This window comes from Actinomadura rayongensis, assembly GCF_009831215.1.
Lineage (GTDB): Bacteria > Actinomycetota > Actinomycetes > Streptosporangiales > Streptosporangiaceae > Spirillospora > Spirillospora rayongensis.
Genome location: NZ_WUTW01000007.1, coordinates 208,504 through 223,767, shown reverse-complemented (window position 1 = coordinate 223,767; position 15,264 = coordinate 208,504). Strand labels below are relative to the sequence as shown.

The 15,264-nt window shown below is 74.3% G+C and carries 17 protein-coding genes; 14 read left to right on the top strand and 3 right to left on the bottom strand.

The features are described from left to right. The first annotated feature begins 8 nt into the window (after positions 1–8). Positions 9–1,247, top strand: coding sequence for a DUF349 domain-containing protein (locus GQ466_RS26020; RefSeq protein ID WP_161105663.1), 1,239 nt, complete (start codon positions 9–11; stop codon positions 1,245–1,247). 34 nt (positions 1,248–1,281) lie between these two features. Here the strand turns inward: GQ466_RS26020 and GQ466_RS26015 are convergent, their stop codons facing one another. The 3 genes from GQ466_RS26015 to GQ466_RS26005 are packed head-to-tail and all read right to left on the bottom strand — an operon-like array spanning position 1,282 to position 2,951. After that, on the bottom strand, positions 1,282–1,866 hold the full coding sequence (locus GQ466_RS26015) for a DUF305 domain-containing protein (protein ID WP_161105662.1): 585 nt from the start codon (positions 1,864–1,866) through the stop codon (positions 1,282–1,284). After that, entirely contained in the window at positions 1,863–2,459 is a 597-nt protein-coding gene (locus tag GQ466_RS26010) for a DUF3105 domain-containing protein (protein ID WP_161105661.1), read from the bottom strand. The genes GQ466_RS26015 and GQ466_RS26010 overlap by 4 nt, the downstream gene beginning before the upstream one ends. A gap of 54 nt (positions 2,460–2,513) precedes the next feature. Then, on the bottom strand, positions 2,514–2,951 hold the full coding sequence (locus GQ466_RS26005) for a hypothetical protein (protein ID WP_161105660.1): 438 nt from the start codon (positions 2,949–2,951) through the stop codon (positions 2,514–2,516). 193 nt (positions 2,952–3,144) lie between these two features. On the opposite strand from GQ466_RS26005, the gene GQ466_RS26000 reads away from it, so the two are divergent. From GQ466_RS26000 to GQ466_RS25940, 13 genes are all read left to right on the top strand, one after another. Continuing rightward, positions 3,145–4,413, top strand: coding sequence for a replication-associated recombination protein A (locus GQ466_RS26000; protein WP_237418402.1), 1,269 nt, complete (start codon positions 3,145–3,147; stop codon positions 4,411–4,413). Between the two features lie 222 nt (positions 4,414–4,635). Beyond that, positions 4,636–5,034, top strand: coding sequence for a DUF948 domain-containing protein (locus tag GQ466_RS25995; RefSeq protein ID WP_161105659.1), 399 nt, complete (start codon positions 4,636–4,638; stop codon positions 5,032–5,034). Further along, positions 5,031–5,366, top strand: coding sequence for a hypothetical protein (locus GQ466_RS25990; protein ID WP_161105658.1), 336 nt, complete (start codon positions 5,031–5,033; stop codon positions 5,364–5,366). The genes GQ466_RS25995 and GQ466_RS25990 overlap by 4 nt, the downstream gene beginning before the upstream one ends. Positions 5,367–5,368: 2 nt before the next feature. Next, on the top strand, positions 5,369–8,038 hold the full coding sequence (gene alaS / locus GQ466_RS25985; protein WP_161105657.1) for an alanine--tRNA ligase: 2,670 nt from the start codon (positions 5,369–5,371) through the stop codon (positions 8,036–8,038). A gap of 13 nt (positions 8,039–8,051) precedes the next feature. Continuing rightward, positions 8,052–8,507: a Holliday junction resolvase RuvX gene (gene ruvX / locus GQ466_RS25980; RefSeq protein ID WP_161105656.1), complete on the top strand. Its 456-nt coding sequence runs from the start codon at positions 8,052–8,054 to the stop codon at positions 8,505–8,507. Continuing rightward, positions 8,507–9,637 carry an endolytic transglycosylase MltG gene (gene mltG / locus GQ466_RS25975; protein ID WP_161105655.1) on the top strand — a complete coding sequence of 377 codons (1,131 nt, stop codon included), beginning with the start codon at positions 8,507–8,509 and terminating at the stop codon, positions 9,635–9,637. The genes ruvX and mltG overlap by 1 nt, the downstream gene beginning before the upstream one ends. Further along, entirely contained in the window at positions 9,613–10,455 is an 843-nt protein-coding gene (locus GQ466_RS25970; protein ID WP_161105654.1) for a shikimate dehydrogenase, read from the top strand. The genes mltG and GQ466_RS25970 overlap by 25 nt, the downstream gene beginning before the upstream one ends. A 345-nt stretch (positions 10,456–10,800) precedes the next feature. Then, complete coding sequence (gene infC, locus GQ466_RS25965) at positions 10,801–11,385, top strand: translation initiation factor IF-3 (RefSeq protein WP_161105760.1); 585 nt, start codon at positions 10,801–10,803, stop codon at positions 11,383–11,385. 172 nt (positions 11,386–11,557) lie between these two features. Continuing rightward, a complete protein-coding gene (gene rpmI, locus GQ466_RS25960) occupies positions 11,558–11,752 on the top strand; it encodes a 50S ribosomal protein L35 (RefSeq protein WP_161105653.1) in 195 nt (64 codons plus the stop codon). A gap of 67 nt (positions 11,753–11,819) precedes the next feature. After that, complete coding sequence (gene rplT / locus GQ466_RS25955; RefSeq protein WP_161105652.1) at positions 11,820–12,197, top strand: 50S ribosomal protein L20; 378 nt, start codon at positions 11,820–11,822, stop codon at positions 12,195–12,197. Positions 12,198–12,243: 46 nt separating this feature from the next. Further along, entirely contained in the window at positions 12,244–13,056 is an 813-nt protein-coding gene (locus tag GQ466_RS25950; protein ID WP_161105651.1) for a TrmH family RNA methyltransferase, read from the top strand. A 371-nt stretch (positions 13,057–13,427) separates the two neighbouring features. Further along, positions 13,428–13,973 carry an STAS domain-containing protein gene (locus GQ466_RS25945; RefSeq protein ID WP_237418372.1) on the top strand — a complete coding sequence of 182 codons (546 nt, stop codon included), beginning with the start codon at positions 13,428–13,430 and terminating at the stop codon, positions 13,971–13,973. A 71-nt stretch (positions 13,974–14,044) separates the two neighbouring features. Next, a complete protein-coding gene (locus tag GQ466_RS25940; RefSeq protein WP_378186566.1) occupies positions 14,045–15,151 on the top strand; it encodes a PAS domain-containing sensor histidine kinase in 1,107 nt (368 codons plus the stop codon). Positions 15,152–15,264: the final 113 nt, after the last annotated feature.

The window sequence follows — 15,264 nt, the reverse complement described above, 5'->3', positions numbered from 1 at the left end:
AGGCAAGGGTGTCCAGCGCGACCGATCCGTGGGGCCGGGTGGACGACGACGGCACGGTCTACGTGAAGACCGCCGACGGCGGTGAGCGCGTCGTCGGCTCCTGGCAGGCCGGCGCGCCGGACGAGGCGCTCGCCTACTACAAGCGGAAGTACGACGCGCTGGTCACCGAGATCGCCCTGCTGGAGCAGCGCGTGAAGACCACGGACCTGCAGCCCAGGCAGGCCGAGCAGACCGTCCGGCGGCTGCGCGACTCGGTGGTCGGCGCGAACGCCGTCGGGGACCTGGACGCGCTCGTCCGCCGCCTGGACGCCCTGGACGGGCTCGTCGGCAAGCGCGGCGAGGAGGCCAAGGCCCGCCGCGAGCACGCCCGCACCGAGGCCCGCGAGGTCAAGGAGCGCATCGTCGCCGAGGCCGAGCGGATCGCGGCCGAGGAGACGCACTGGAAGAACGGCGGCGAGCGGCTGCGCACGCTCGTCGAGGAGTGGAAGGCCGCCGACCGCGTCGACCGGCCGACCGAGGCGGCGCTGTGGAAGCGCCTGTCGGCCGCCCGCAACGCGTTCACCAAGCGCCGCAAGGCCTACTTCGCGACGCTGGACGAGCAGCGCGACGAGGCCCGCCGCGAGAAGGAGCGCCTGGTCGCCGAGGCCGAGGCCCTCCAGGGCTCCACCGACTGGAGCGACACCGCCGCCGCCTACCGCGAGCTGATGCGCCGCTGGAAGCAGGCGGGCCGCGCCGCCCGCGAGGTCGAGGACGAGCTGTGGACGCGGTTCAAGGGCGCGCAGGACGTGTTCTTCGCCGCCCGCGGCGCGGTGTTCGCCGAGCGCGACGCCGAGTTCGCGGTGAACGCGCAGAAGAAGGAGGAGATCCTCGCCGACGCCGAGAAGCTGCTGCCGGTCCGCGACGTCCGGCAGGCCCGGCAGGCGCTGCGCGGCATCCACGAGCGCTGGGAGGCGGCCGGGATGGTGCCGCGCGACCAGCGCGACCGGCTGGAGGGACGGCTGCGCAAGATCGAGGAGGCCGTGCGCGGCGCCGAGGAGTCGGAGTGGCGGCGCACCAACCCCGAGGCGCGGGCGCGGGCCGAGGCGACGGTGACGCAGCTGCGCGGGTCGATCGAGCAGCTGGAGAAGCGGCGCGACAAGGCCGTCGCGGCGGGCCGCGACCGGGACGTCAAGGACGCCGAGGAGGCCCTGACCGCCCGCCGCGCGTGGCTGGCCGAGGCCGAGCGCACGCTCGCCGAGTTCTCCTGACGTCGCGGGGCGGGCTTGGCCCGCCCCGCGACGGTCAGCCGCCCCGCTGCCGGAGCATCCCGGTCATCAGCGCGATCTCTGCCTCCTGACCGCGCACCATCGTGCGGGCGAGCCGCTGGACCTGCGCGTCGCCGGTGCGGGCGAGGACGGCGCGGGCCATCTCCACCCCGGCCCGGTGGTGGACGATCATCAGCCGCAGGAACAGCACCTCGGCGTCCCGCCCCGACGCCCGCTCCAGCGCGGCGAGCTGGGCGGGCGTGGCCATGCCGGGCATCGCCTGCGCCCCGCCCGCATGGCCTTCGTGGCTCATCCAGCGCATCGGGCCGCGTGGATCGGTCTTCGGCGCGCCCCACCGGTCCAGCCACGCCGTCATCATGCCGATCTGCTGCGACTGCGTGGTGGCGATGTCGTAGGCGAGGGTGCGGACGGCGTCGTCGCGCGTCCGGTCCCGGACGGTCATCGCCATCCGCACCGCCTGCGCGTGGTGGGTGCTCATGTCGCGGGCGAACCCGGCCTCGGGGCCGTCCGGCCCGGCCGCGCCCGAGCGCAGCGCGGGCAGGACGGCGACGACCGCCACGAGCAGCGCCGCGAGGACGACCGTCACCCGCCGCGCCGTCACGGTGCGTCCTTGCCGCCCGTGCAGGGAGCGCCGGGCTCGGGCGTCTGCGGCCCCTTCACGAACGCGGACAGGAACGCGTCCACGCGCGGGTCGTTCGCGTCGGTGAGCTTGAGCTGCCGTCCCCACGCGGTGAGCGCGATCGGTGCGTCCAGGTTCGGGTACGGGCTCATCAGCGAGTAGTCGACGGCGCGGATCCGGCGGGCGAGCGCGTCCACCTGCGCGGCGGCCAGGCCCGGCCGGTACGTGATCCAGACGGCGCCGTGCTCCAGGGCGTGGACGGCGTTCTCGTTCCGCAGCGGCGCGGTGTAGATGCGGGCGTCGCAGTTCTGCCACGTCGGGTCGTGGTCGCCGCCCATCGGCGGGCTGTCGCGGTAGGTGACGGGACCGGTGGTGTGGTTCTGGCTGAGGTCGTCCTTCACGACGAGCCCCGCGATGCCCTTCCCGGCGTCGGACGGCCGGGACCGGACGAACGCGACGGTGACGGCCGCCACGGCGATCAGCCCCACGACGGTGAAGAAGGCGATGGACCCCCACGGCGTCCGCCGCTCGGTCAGGACGTTCTTGCGCGCGCGGGCGCGCGTGTTCGCTGGCATGACGAAAGATCTCCAGGTGCTGGAAGGAAAAAGGGCTGGCGGCGGCGGGGCCGTCTACAGCCGGAGCACCTGGAGGGCGGCGAGCGAGGGGGCGGAGGCGGCGAGCGGCGGCGGCAGGGCGAGCGTCCACCCGCTGCGGGCGGGCCGCCGCAGCCCGGACGGGCGGGGGAGCGCGGCCAGCGCGAACGCCAGCAGGCCGAACAGGACGGGCAGCGCGAGGCAGCACGCGTCGACCGGGAACCCGTGGTGGCCGGACGGCGGCGCGACCGCGTGGGCGACACCGTCCGCGATGCCGTCGGCGATGCCGGCCGGGACGGCCGCCGGGAGGCCGGCCGGGGCGTGCAGGCTGTGCGCGGTGCAGATCTCGCGGGGCGGGGCGTGCCCGAGCCCGTAGCTGAACACCAGGCCCGCCGCGACGAACAGGGCGAGCAGCAGCCCGAGCGGACCGCGCCGGGGGCGCTCGGTCCGGTCGGCGGTGCCGGTCGCGTTCACGGTGCGCAGAATACCCGGCACCGGGCCGTGCCGGACTGTCGGCGCCGCGAGATAGTGTCGGAGCGTGACGAACCGGAGGGAGACGGGGCAGGCGGACGGCCTTTTCGAAGACCCGTCCGTCCCGGCGTCCCCGCCCGACGCCGCGCCGCGCGCCGAGGTCCCCGACGAGTCCGGCGGCCCGCTGGCCGTCCGGATGCGCCCCCGCTCGCTCGACGAGGTCGTCGGCCAGCGCCACCTGCTCGGCCCCGGCACCCCGATCCGGCAGCTCGTCGACCGGGACGTCCCGATGTCGCTGCTGCTGTGGGGCCCGCCCGGCACCGGCAAGACCACGCTCGCGACCGTCGTCAGCCGCGTCACCGCGCGCCGCTTCGTGGAGGTCTCGGCCGTCAGCGACGGCGTGAAGCGCGTCCGCGCCGAGATCGAGCTGGCCCGCCGCGAACTCGGCATGACGGGCCGCCAGACCGTCCTGTTCGTGGACGAGGTCCACCGCTTCAACAAGGCCCAGCAGGACGCGCTGCTGCCCGCCGTCGAGAACCGCTGGGTGTCGTTCATCGGCGCGACCACCGAGAACCCGTTCTTCTCGGTGATCAGCCCGCTGCTGTCGCGGTCGCTGCTGCTGACGCTGGAGCCGCTGGACGAGGACGACCTGCGCGAGGTCATCGCCCGCGCCCTCGCCGACGAACGCGGTCTCAACGGGGCCGTCACGCTCGACCCGGCCGCCGAGGACCACCTGATCCGGCTCGCCGGGGGCGACGCCCGCCGCACCCTCACCTACCTGGAGGCCGCGGCGCTGGTCGCCCCCGAGGACGGCGCGATCGACGTCGACGTGCTGGAGAAGGCCGTCGACCGCGCCGCCGTCCGCTACGACCGCGAGGGCGACCAGCACTACGACGTCACCAGCGCGTTCATCAAGAGCATCCGGGGCAGCGACGTGGACGCCGCCCTGCACTACCTCGCCCGGATGATCGAGGCCGGGGAGGACCCCCGGTTCATCGCGCGGCGGATCGTCGTCCACGCCAGCGAGGACGTCGGCATGGCCGACCCGACCGCGCTCCAGACCGCCGTCGCCGCCGCGCAGGCCGTGGAGCTGATCGGGCTGCCCGAGGCGCGGATCAACCTCGCGCAGGCCGTGATCCACCTGGCGCTGGCGCCCAAGTCCAACGCGGTGATCAAGGCGGTGGACGCGGCGATGGCGGACGTCCGCAAGGGCCTCGCCGGACCCGTCCCGAACCACCTGCGCGACGCCCACTACAAGGGCGCGGCCCGGCTCGGCCACGGCGAGGGCTACCTGTACGCCCACGACCACCCCGGCGGGGTCGTCCGGCAGCAGTACGCCCCCGACAACGTGGACGGACGCGACTATTACCGTCCCACCCGCCACGGAGCAGAGGCCCGGTTCACCGAGGTCCTTACCCGGATTCGGTCCGTCTTGCGGGGACACGGCGCACAAGGTGGCGACTGACCGGACGATCATGGCAGGCTGACCCGGCGGGCGAGCGCCCCGGCCCCGATCGCCGGAGGACTCCACGTTGGGCGGTTCGTCCCGATAATCTGCAGAGCACGGCCGAGCGCGCGGGCCGCGCCGCTCCGGCCGCGCGGACCAGGACGGCGCCCACGGTAGGGTGCGTTTCCGGCCCGGCCGTGCCGACGCGACGTGCCGACGCAAACCGAACGGATGACCCTCATGCTCACTGGCGGACAGCTCGCAGGTCTCATCGTGGCCGTGTTCTGGGCTGTGCTGGTCTCCTTCCTGGCCTACACGCTGCTGCGCCTCGCCCGGCTGCTCGGCGAGGCGGGCAAGGTCGTCGCGGAGATCGGCGAGCAGGCCGGCCCGCTGCTGGACGACATGAACCGCACCGTGCGGCGCGCCAACGAGCAGCTCGGCCGCACCGACGTGATCACCAAGCAGGTCGCGGGCGTCACGCAGAACGTCTCGGCGGTGACGACCGTCATGACGTCGGTGGTCGGCGGGCCGCTGGTCAAGGCCGCGGCGTTCTCCTACGGCGTCCGCAAGGCGCTCGGCAACAAGGGCGACGCCGGACGGCCGCAGCTCCCGCGCGGCGGGGAGAAGGGACGGCGATGAAGCGGCTGTTCTGGCTTTCGGTCGGCGCGGGCGCCGGGATCTACGCCTCGCACCGCGTGAAGCGGCGCGTCGAGCGGTTCGCCCGCGCCTGGTCGCCCGACAACGTCGCCGCGCGCGCCGTCGCGTCCGGGCAGGACGCCGGGGAGCGGCTGCGGCACCGCATCCGGGACTTCGCCTCCGACGTGCGCACCGAGATGGCCGCGCGCGAGGAGGAGCTGCGCGAGGCCGTCCGGCTGGACCAGGCACCGCCCGCGCCGGACGAGGCCGGGCCCCGCCGGATCATCCGCGCGGCCCGCTATTCGATCATCGACGACGACAAGGATGGCCACTGATCATGGAGTCGGCAGAGGTCGCGCGGCGCTTCCTCCACTTCTTCGCCGAGCGCGGGCACACGGTCGTGCCGTCGGCCAGCCTGATCGCCGAGGACCCGACGCTGCTGCTCGTGCCCGCCGGGATGGTGCCGTTCAAGCCCTACTTCCTCGGCCAGCGCACGCCGCCGTCGCCGCGCATGACGAGCGCGCAGAAGTGCGTCCGCACCCCCGACATCGAAGAGGTCGGCAAGACCACGCGGCACGCCACCTTCTTCCAGATGCTCGGCAACTTCTCGATCGGGGACTACTTCAAGGAGCAGGCGATCCCGTTCGCCTGGGAGCTGCTGACGCGGTCGCGCGACGACGGCGGGTTCGGCTTCCCCGAGGAGAAGCTCTGGGTCACCGTCTACACCGACGACGACGAGGCCCAGGACCTCTGGCACACCAAGGTCGGCGTCCCCTTGGAGCGCATCCAGCGCCGCGGGCTGGCCGACAACTACTGGCACATGGGCGTCCCCGGCCCCGGCGGGCCCTGCTCGGAGATCTACTACGACCGGGGGCCCGAGTACGGCCGCGAGGGCGGGCCCGTCGCCGACGAGGACAGGTACCTGGAGGTCTGGAACCTCGTCTTCATGCAGAAGCAGCTCGGGACCGTCCGCTCCAAGGTCGACTTCGACGTCGTCGGGGACCTGCCGTCCCGCAACATCGACACCGGCATGGGCCTGGAGCGCATGGCGGCGATCCTCCAGGGCGTCGACAACATCTACGAGACCGACACGCTGTGGCGCGTCCTGCAGCGCGCGGCCGAGCTGACCGGCGCCAAGTACGGCGCCGACCACCGCGCGGACGTGTCGCTGCGCGTCATCGCCGACCACGTCCGCAGCGGGACGATGATGGTCGCCGACGGCATCCGGCCCGGCAACGAGGGCCGCGGCTACGTGCTGCGCCGCATCCTGCGCCGGTCCGTCCGCAACCTGCGGCTCCTCGGCGGGCAGGACGCGGGCCTCATGCACGCGCTCACCGACGTCGCGATCGCCGCCATGGGCGAGCAGTACCCCGACCTCGTCCGCACCGCCGCGAACATCCACACCGTGATCGACGCGGAGGAGGAGTCGTTCCTCCAGACGCTCCGCACCGGCACCGCGATCTTCGACACGGCCGTCGCCGAGACCCGGAGCGCGGGCGGGGCGGCGCTGCCCGGCGCGCAGGCGTTCAAGCTGCACGACACCTACGGCTTCCCGATCGACCTCACGCTGGAGATGGCCGCCGAGCAGGGCCTGCGCGTGGACGAGGAGGGCTTCCGCCGGCTCATGGCCGAGCAGCGCGACCGCGCCAAGAAGGACGCCCGCGAGAAGAAGACCGGCAACCTCGACGTCTCGGTCCTGGACGAGCTGCTCACCCTCTCGGGCGGACGCGTCGACTTCACCGGCTACGGCGCGGTGACCGGCGACGCGCGCCTGGTCGGGCTGATCATCGACGGCGCCAACGTCCCGGCGGCGGGGGAGGGCACCGAGGTCGAGGTCGTCCTGGACCGCACGCCGTTCTACGCCGAGGGCGGCGGCCAGCTCGCCGACCACGGCGCGATCACGTTCGGCAACGGCGCGCGCGTCGAGGTCCGCGACGTCCAGACGCCGCTGGCCGGGCTGATCGTCCACCGGGGCGCGGTCGTCGCCGGGGAGGCCCGCGTCGGCGACACCGCGTTCGCCGAGATCGACGTCGAGCGCCGCCGCGCGATCTCCCGCTCCCACACCGCGACCCACATGGTCCACGCCGGGTTCCGGCGCGCGCTCGGCGAGTCCGCCGCGCAGGCCGGGTCGGAGAACTCCCCGGGCCGGTTCCGGTTCGACTTCACCGCCTCGGGCGCCGTCCCGCCGAGCGTCCTGCGCGACGTGGAGGACGAGGTCAACGCCGTCCTCATCGAGGACCTGGACGTCCGCTGGTACAACACCTCCATCGACGAGGCCCGCGCGATGGGCGCCCTCGCGCTGTTCGGCGAGAAGTACGGCGACGAGGTCCGCGTCGTGGAGGTCGGCGACTACTCGCGCGAACTCTGCGGTGGGACGCACGTCGCGTCGTCCGGGCAGCTCGGGCTGGTCAAGGTGCTCGGCGAGTCGTCCATCGGCGCCGGCGTCCGCCGCGTCGAGGCCCTGGTCGGCGTGGACGCGTTCCGCTTCCTCGCCCGCGAGAGCGTGCTCGTCGCGCAGCTCGCCGAGCAGATGAAGGTCCGCAAGGAGCAGCTTCCCGAGCGGATCTCCGGGATCGTCGCGCGGCTGCGCGACGCCGAGAAGGAGCTGGAGAAGCTGCGGTCGCAGCAGGTCCTCGCCGTCGCCGGGTCGCTGGCCGACGGCGCGGCCGACCTCGGCGGCGTCGCGTTCGTCGGGCACCGCGCCCCGGACGGCACGGGCGCCGACGACCTGCGCAAGCTCGCCGCCGACGTGCGCGGGCGCCTGGCCGGGCGGCCCGCCGTCGTCATGGTCGCGGGCGTGCCCAAGGACCGGCCCGTCGTCGTCATCGCCGTCAGCGAGGGCGCGCGCGAGCGCGGCCTGAAGGCGGGCGCGCTCGTCGGCGTCGCCGCCCGGACGCTCGGCGGCGGCGGTGGCGGCAAGGACGACATGGCCCAGGGCGGCGGCTCGGACGCCGCCGCGATCGGGGACGCGCTGGCGGCCGTCCGCCGCGCGGTCGAGGCACCGTGAGCGGGGCCGCGCGATGAGGACCGGCGTCCGGCTCGGCGTCGACGTGGGGAGCGTCCGCATCGGGGTCGCCCGCAGCGACCCCGGCGGCGTCCTCGCCACCCCGGTGGAGACCGTCCGGAGCGGGCGCGGCGACGTGGACCGGCTCGTCGCGCTGGTCGCCGAGTACGAGGCCGTCGAGGTCGTCGTCGGGCTGCCCACGTCCCTGTCGGGGCGGGAGGGTCCGGCGGCCGAGGCGGCGCGCCGGTTCGCCCGGATGCTGGCCCGGCGGCTCCCCGCCGGGACCGTCCGGATGTACGACGAGCGGCTCACCACCGTCACGGCGGAGAGCGGACTGCGCGCGAGCGGCGTGCACGGCCAGGCCCGCCGTAAAGTCGTGGACCAGGCCGCCGCAACCGTGCTGCTGCAGGCGGCGCTGGACGCCGAACGGACCACGGGCCGTCCCCCGGGCGAGAGCGTCGGTGATCGCTGATGAACGACCTGGACCTGTTCGCCGAGCAGCCCCGCGAGGACCGGCGGCGCCGGCCCGCGCGCGTCCGCCAGCGCCGCAAGCGCCGCAGCGGCAGCGCCGCGTTCCTGTTCTCGATGGCGTTCCTCGTCGCGGTCGTCGGGACCGGCGGCGTCCTCGGCGCCGCGTGGCTGAACAACCGCATCCACCCGCCGGACTACTCCGGCGCGGGCACCGGGAGCGTGACCGTCCAGGTCGCCGAGGGGGCCACCGGAGTCGCCATCGGCGACACGCTGCACGAGCACGGCGTCATCCGCAGCGTCGCCGCGTTCCTCAAGGTCTACGCGGGGGAGACGCGCGCCGGTTCGATCCAGCCCGGCTTCTACCAGATGCGGCAGAGGATGTCGTCGCGCGCCGCGATGGCGCTGCTGCTGGACCCGAAGTCGCGCGCGGGCAACCAGATCACCATCCCCGAGGGACGGCGCGCGAACGAGATCTACGCGCTGCTGGCGAAGAAGACCGGCATCCCGGTGCGCAAGTTCCAGGCCGCCGCCAAGGACGGCGCGGCGCTCGGCCTGCCGTCCTACGCGCGCGGCAAGGTCGAGGGCTACCTGTTCCCCGGCCGGTACGACCTGGACCCGAACGCGTCCGCCGCCGGGATCCTCAAGGACATGGTCGCCCGGTTCAAGAAGGAGACCGACGACCTGGAGCTGGAGGCCAAGGCGTCCGAGGTCGGGCTGAAGCCGGGCGACGTCGTCGTCCTCGCCAGCCTGCTCCAGGCCGAGGGCGGCACCGAGGACGACTACCCGAAGATCGCCCGCGTCCTCTACAACCGCCTGAACCGGGGCATGAAGCTCCAGCTCGACACGACCGTGCTGTACGCGCTGAACAAGCGCACCCTGCACGTCACCTACAAGGACACGGCCGTCCGGTCGCCCTACAGCACCTACTACGTCAAGGGCCTGCCGGCCGGCGCGATCGACAGCCCCGGCGAGGCCGCGCTGAAGGCCGCGCTGGCGCCCGCCAAGGGCGACTGGCTGTACTTCGTGACCACCGACCCCTCCACCGGGTACACCGAGTACGGCGTCACCGACGCCGACTTCACCCGGATGAAGAACAAGCTGGACAAATGGCTGGCGCAGCACCCCGAATGACGGTCCGCGCGGCGGTGCTCGGCTCGCCGGTCGCCCACTCGCTCTCGCCCGTCCTGCACCGCGCCGCGTACGCGGCCCTCGGGCTGGACGACTGGACGTACACCGCCGTCGAGTGCGCCGAGGACGGCCTCGCGCCGTTCCTCGCCGGGCTGGACGCGTCGTGGGCGGGCCTGTCGCTGACGATGCCGCTCAAGCGGGTCGCGCTCGACCTCGCCGCCGAGGTGTCGGAGCTGGCGGTCGCGGTCGGCGGGGCGAACACGCTCGTCCGGCGCGACGGCCGATGGCACGCCGACAACACCGACGTCCACGGGATCGTCGCGGCCCTCACCGAGGCGGGGCTCGGCGCGCCCGCGTCCGCGCTCGTCCTCGGCGGCGGGGCGACGGCCGCGTCGGCGTTCGCGGCGCTGGCCCGGCTCGGGCTGGCGAAGGCGCGGCTGGCCGTGCGCAGCCCCGAGCGCGCCGCCGCGTCGCTGGCCGCCGCCGAGCGGGTCGGGCTGGCGGTCGACGTCGCGACGCTGGACCGCGTCCCGGAGCTGCTGGACGTCGACCTGGTCGTCTCCACGCTGCCCGGCCGCGCCGCCGACGCGTTCGCCGCGCCCGTCGCGGCGTCCCGCGCCGCGCTGTTCGACGTGGTGTACGCGCCGTGGCCGACCGCGCTGGCCGCCGCCGTCGCCGGGGCGGGCCGGACGGTCGTCGGCGGGTTCCCGATGCTGCTGCACCAGGCCGTCCGGCAGGTGACGCTGATGACGGGCCGCACGGACGTCCCCGTCGCCGCGATGCGCGCCGCCGGCGAGACCGAGCTGGCCCGCCGCGCCTGACGGACGCGGGAATGTCCCGCCCGGTACCGGGGTTGTACCCCTTGAGGGCCTGGTGTCGGGACTTCGCACAGGTGGTACAGTGGATGCCTGACCGGCCTGGCGAACGTGTCGTGAGACGCGGACACCGGGCGCTCAAGCGGAGGCCACCTCCCACCTGACCGGCTCGCGGCCGGTGGGTCTCGGTCCGGCGCGCAGCCGTTGGCTGTGCCGCCGTCGCTTCGGCGCACCGTCGCCGAGGCGGCCGAAGGTGGCCCCGTATGACGAGTCGTACGGGGCTTTTCGCATGAGGGCCCAGGGGTACGACCGGTCCGAAGACTTCACCTGTAGCGGCCCCTAGGAGGTCCCATCAGCGCCGAACCGCGTATCAACGACCGCATTCGCGTGCCCGAGGTCCGGCTCGTCGGCCCGAACGGCGAACAGGTGGGCATCGTGCCCATCGCCAAGGCACTGGAGCTGGCGCGCGAGTCCGACCTCGACCTGGTCGAGGTGGCGCCCACCGCGCGCCCGCCCGTCGCCAAGCTCATGGACTACGGCAAGTTCAAGTACGAGTCCGCGATGAAGGCGCGTGAGGCGCGGAAGAACCAGGCGCACACGGTCATCAAGGAGATCAAGCTCCGGCCGAAGATCGACCCGCACGACTACGAGACCAAGAAGGGTCACGTGGTGCGGTTCCTCAAGGCCGGGGACAAGGTCAAGGTGACGATCATGTTCCGCGGCCGTGAGCAGTCCCGGCCGGAACTGGGCTTCCGGCTGCTGCAGCGGCTGGCCGACGACGTCGAGGAGCTGGGCTTCGTCGAGTCGCGGGCCAAGCAGGACGGCCGTAACATGATCATGGTGATCGGCCCGCACAAGAAGAAGGCCGAGGCCAAGGCGGAGGCCAAGGCCGAGCGCGCGGCGTCGCGCTCGGGCGCGGAGCCGGCGGCCGGCTGACCGCGGGCCGGCCAGGTGCCGGCCCGGCACCGGCTCCGTACCGGCGGAGCCGGGAACGCACGTACATTGAGCCTGTCCAGGCGCGGTCCGAGCGACCGGGGGAGCGCGCCGGTTCAGGCGCGCCCGCGCGCCGCCGCGCACGGACGGACGAGCAGAGGAGACGACGGCGACCATGCCGAAGACCAAGACCCACAGCGGTGCCAAGAAGCGCTTCAAGCTGACCGGCTCCGGCAAGGTGCTGCGCCGCCGCGCCAACAAGAACCACCTGCTCGAGCACAAGCCGACCAAGCGGACGCGCCGGCTCGACGGCCCGGCCGTGGTGGCCCCGGCCGACGCGAAGAACATCAAGAAGCTGCTGCGCAAGTAACCCCAGGACAGCACTACGACCTGCCGGGACCCGGAAGGGCCCCGGCCTCCACGAAGGAGAACATCACGTGGCACGCGTGAAGCGGGCGGTCAACGCCGCCAAGAAGCGCCGGGTCGTCCTGGAGCGGTCGAGCGGCTACCGCGGCCAGCGGTCGCGCCTGTACCGCAAGGCCAAGGAGCAGCAGCTCCACTCGATGACCTACGCCTTCCGGGACCGCAAGGACCGCAAGGGCCAGTTCCGTCGGCTGTGGATCCAGCGCATCAACGCCGCTGCCCGCGCCAACGGCCTGACCTACAACCGCCTCATCCAGGGCCTGAAGCTGGCCGAGGTCGAGGTCGACCGCCGCATGCTCGCCGAGCTGGCCGTCAACGACGCCGCCGCGTTCGCGGCGCTGGTCGAGGTCGCCAAGGGCGCGCTGCCCGCCGAGGGCAGCGAGGCGGCCTGAGACCCGCGGTCTCCGGTCTCCGGATTCGGACAGAAGAAGAGGGCGCATGGCGGGCCGTGAGCTGACCTCGATCCGCTCCCCGCGGGTGAAGGCCGCACGACGGCTCGCCAAGCGCGCGTTCCGCCGCCGTGAGCGGCGGTTCCTCGCCGAGGGGCCGCAGGCCGTGCGCGAGGCGCTGGAGATCCCCGGCGGCCTCGCCGAGCTGTTCACCACCGCCGAGGCCGAGACGCGCCACGCGGACCTGGTGGCGGCGGCCGAGCGGGCGGGCGCGCCGGTGCTGCGCGTCAGCGGCGAGGTGATGGCCGAGCTGGCGCAGACCGTCACCCCGCAGGGGCTGCTGGCGGTCTGCGAGTTCGTGGACGTGCCGCTGGAGACGTCGCTGGCCGCCTCGCCGCGGCTGGTGACGGTCCTCGCGCACGTCCGCGACCCCGGCAACGCCGGGACCGTCCTGCGGACCGCCGACGCCGCCGGGTCGGGGTCGGTGGTGTTCACCGACGCGTCGGTGGACCCCTACAACGGCAAGTGCGTCCGGGCGTCGGCGGGCAGCCTGTTCCATCTGCCCGTCGTGGTCGGGCCCCGGTTCGACGCGCTGATCCCCGAGCTGTCCAAGGCGGGGCTCACCGTCCTCGCCGCCGACGGCGCGGGGAGGCGCACCCTGGACTCCTGTGTGGACGACGGCACGCTCGCCCGTCCCACGGCCTGGGTGTTCGGCAACGAGGCGTGGGGTCTGCCCGACGAGATCCTGCGGCACGTGGACGAGGTCGTCCGCGTCCCGATCTACGGCCGCGCCGAGAGCCTGAACCTCGCGACCGCCGCGGCCGTCTGTCTTTACGCCTCGGCGCGCGCCCAGCGCGGCTGACCGTCCGTCGGCCGCGCGCCGCCCGTCCCGGGCGGCCGTGCGACGGCTGTTCGAGGCGACCGTTCGGTGGAGCCGTTCGGGGTGGCCGTCCGGTGACGGTGCAGTAGCCGTCGGGTGGCCGTGCAATGGCCGTTCGGTGGCTGGTTACTGGCCGCGCGCTGGACGCCCGCTGACCGGTTACGGCCGCGTCGGGCGCCGCGCTGTCCGGTTTGACCTGGGAGAATGGGCGACGGCGGCGCCGGGGGACGAGCACCGCCGTCCTCCGCGGGTAGGAGCCGGAAACCACTCCGGCGGCGGAGGATTTCTGTCATCACCGATGTTTACGGTGATGAGTGTGCGCGGCGATTGCGCCGCGCGGATGGGGGCTGAACATGATGGCCGACGACAGGACGACCGCCGAGCGGCGGACCGCCCGGCGGGGGCCGGGCGCCGTGCGCTGCCGCGCGGGCGCGCTCGCGCCCGGCGAGCCGGGGTACGACGCGGGCTTCGACCCGGGCTTGGACACCGGCCGTGACGCGGGGGACGACGCGGGAACGGTCCCGTGGGCGACCTGGACGCGGCCGGGGCTGGAGATCGCCACCGAGCGCGTGCGCGACGGCGTGGTCGTGGCGTCGGTCTCGGGGGAGATCGACCTGCACACCGCCGACCGGCTGCGCGCCCGGCTGATCGGCCTGCACGCGGCGGGCCGCCGGTCCGTCGTGGTCGACTTCGCGGGCGTGCCGTTCTGCGACGCGGCGGGCCTCGGCGCCCTGGTCGCGGCGCACAACGACGTCGTGGCGCGCGGCGGCGCGATCCGGCTGGCGCGGATGCGGCCCGCCCAGGAGCGCCTGGTGCGCATCACCGGCCTGCACCGGCTGTTCCCCGTCCACGCGACGCTGGACGAGGCGGTCGCGGAGGCCACAAAAGCCTTGCCCTGACGGGCTTCGCGGGTCCCGGCGGCCCCCGCCGTGCGGATAGAGTCTGGTGGCGACGGACCGTGTTCCGACGGGTGCTGGAGGCCGCCGTGGGTGGAGTGGACGTGCCCGGCGGGCTGCCCGTCGGCGTCCCGCCGCGGGCCGCGCTGGACGACCTGCCCGACGGACTGCTGATCGCCGACGACCGGGCGCGCGTGGTGGCGTTCAACCGCGCCGCCGTGCGGATGACCGGCGTCCCGGCGGGCTCGGCGCTCGGCGGGGACTTCCGCGACGTCCTGCCGCTGCACGACGCCGAGGGCCGGGACTGGTGGAAGTGCGTCGCGCCCTACGAGGGCCTGTCGACGCGCACGCGCCATCCCGAGCGGTCGCTGTACCTGGCGGACGGCACGGAGCTGCTGGTCACCGCCGCCTACCGGCGGGACGCGCGCGGCCGGGTGGAACGTTTCACGGTGTCCCTGCGCGACGCCGCCGCCCGCGCCCGCCGCGAGCGCGACCGCGCCGACCTGGTCTCCACCGTCGCCCACGAGCTGCGGTCGCCGCTGACCAGCGTGAAGGGCTTCACCGCGACGCTGCTGGCCAAGTGGCACCGGTTCAACGACGACCAGAAGCGGGTGATGCTGGAGACCGTCAACGCCGACGCCGACCGCGTCACCCGGCTCATCACCGAGCTGCTGGACGTGTCCAGGATCGAGGCGGGACGGCTGGAGATGCGCCGCCGCGTGGTGGACCTGCCCGCCGAGGTCCGCCGGGCCGTGGCGGGCCGGATCGCGGCGGGCGACGCCGCCGACCGGTTCCGGTTCGAGGCGCGCGGCCCGCTGCCCGAGCTGTGGCTGGACCCCGACAAGATCGACCAGATCCTCGGGAACCTGCTGGAAAACGCCGTGCGGCACGGGGCTGGTACTGTCACGATCGTGGTGGAACCGGACGCGCAGGAGAGGGGAGCCGCCGTGTCGGTGCGCGACGAGGGCGAGGGCATTCCGCCCGAGGCCGCCCAGCGCGTGTTCCGGCAGTTCTGGCGGGGCCCCGGCGGCAACCGCCGCGCCGGCACCGGTCTCGGCCTGTTCATCGTCAAGGGCCTCGTGGAGGCCCACGGCGGCACGATCGCGGTGCGGCGCGCGCCCGGCGGCGGCGCCGAGTTCCGATTTACCGTGCCCGCCGGCGCTCCCGCGCACACGGTCTGACCCGCCCGCCGGGCGGGACGGCGTTCCGGGAGCCCCGCGCGGGCGGCGCCGCGGCGCGCGAAGATCGGTACGCGTCCGCGCACTAGACTGCGGACGTCCCACGCCCACCGGAG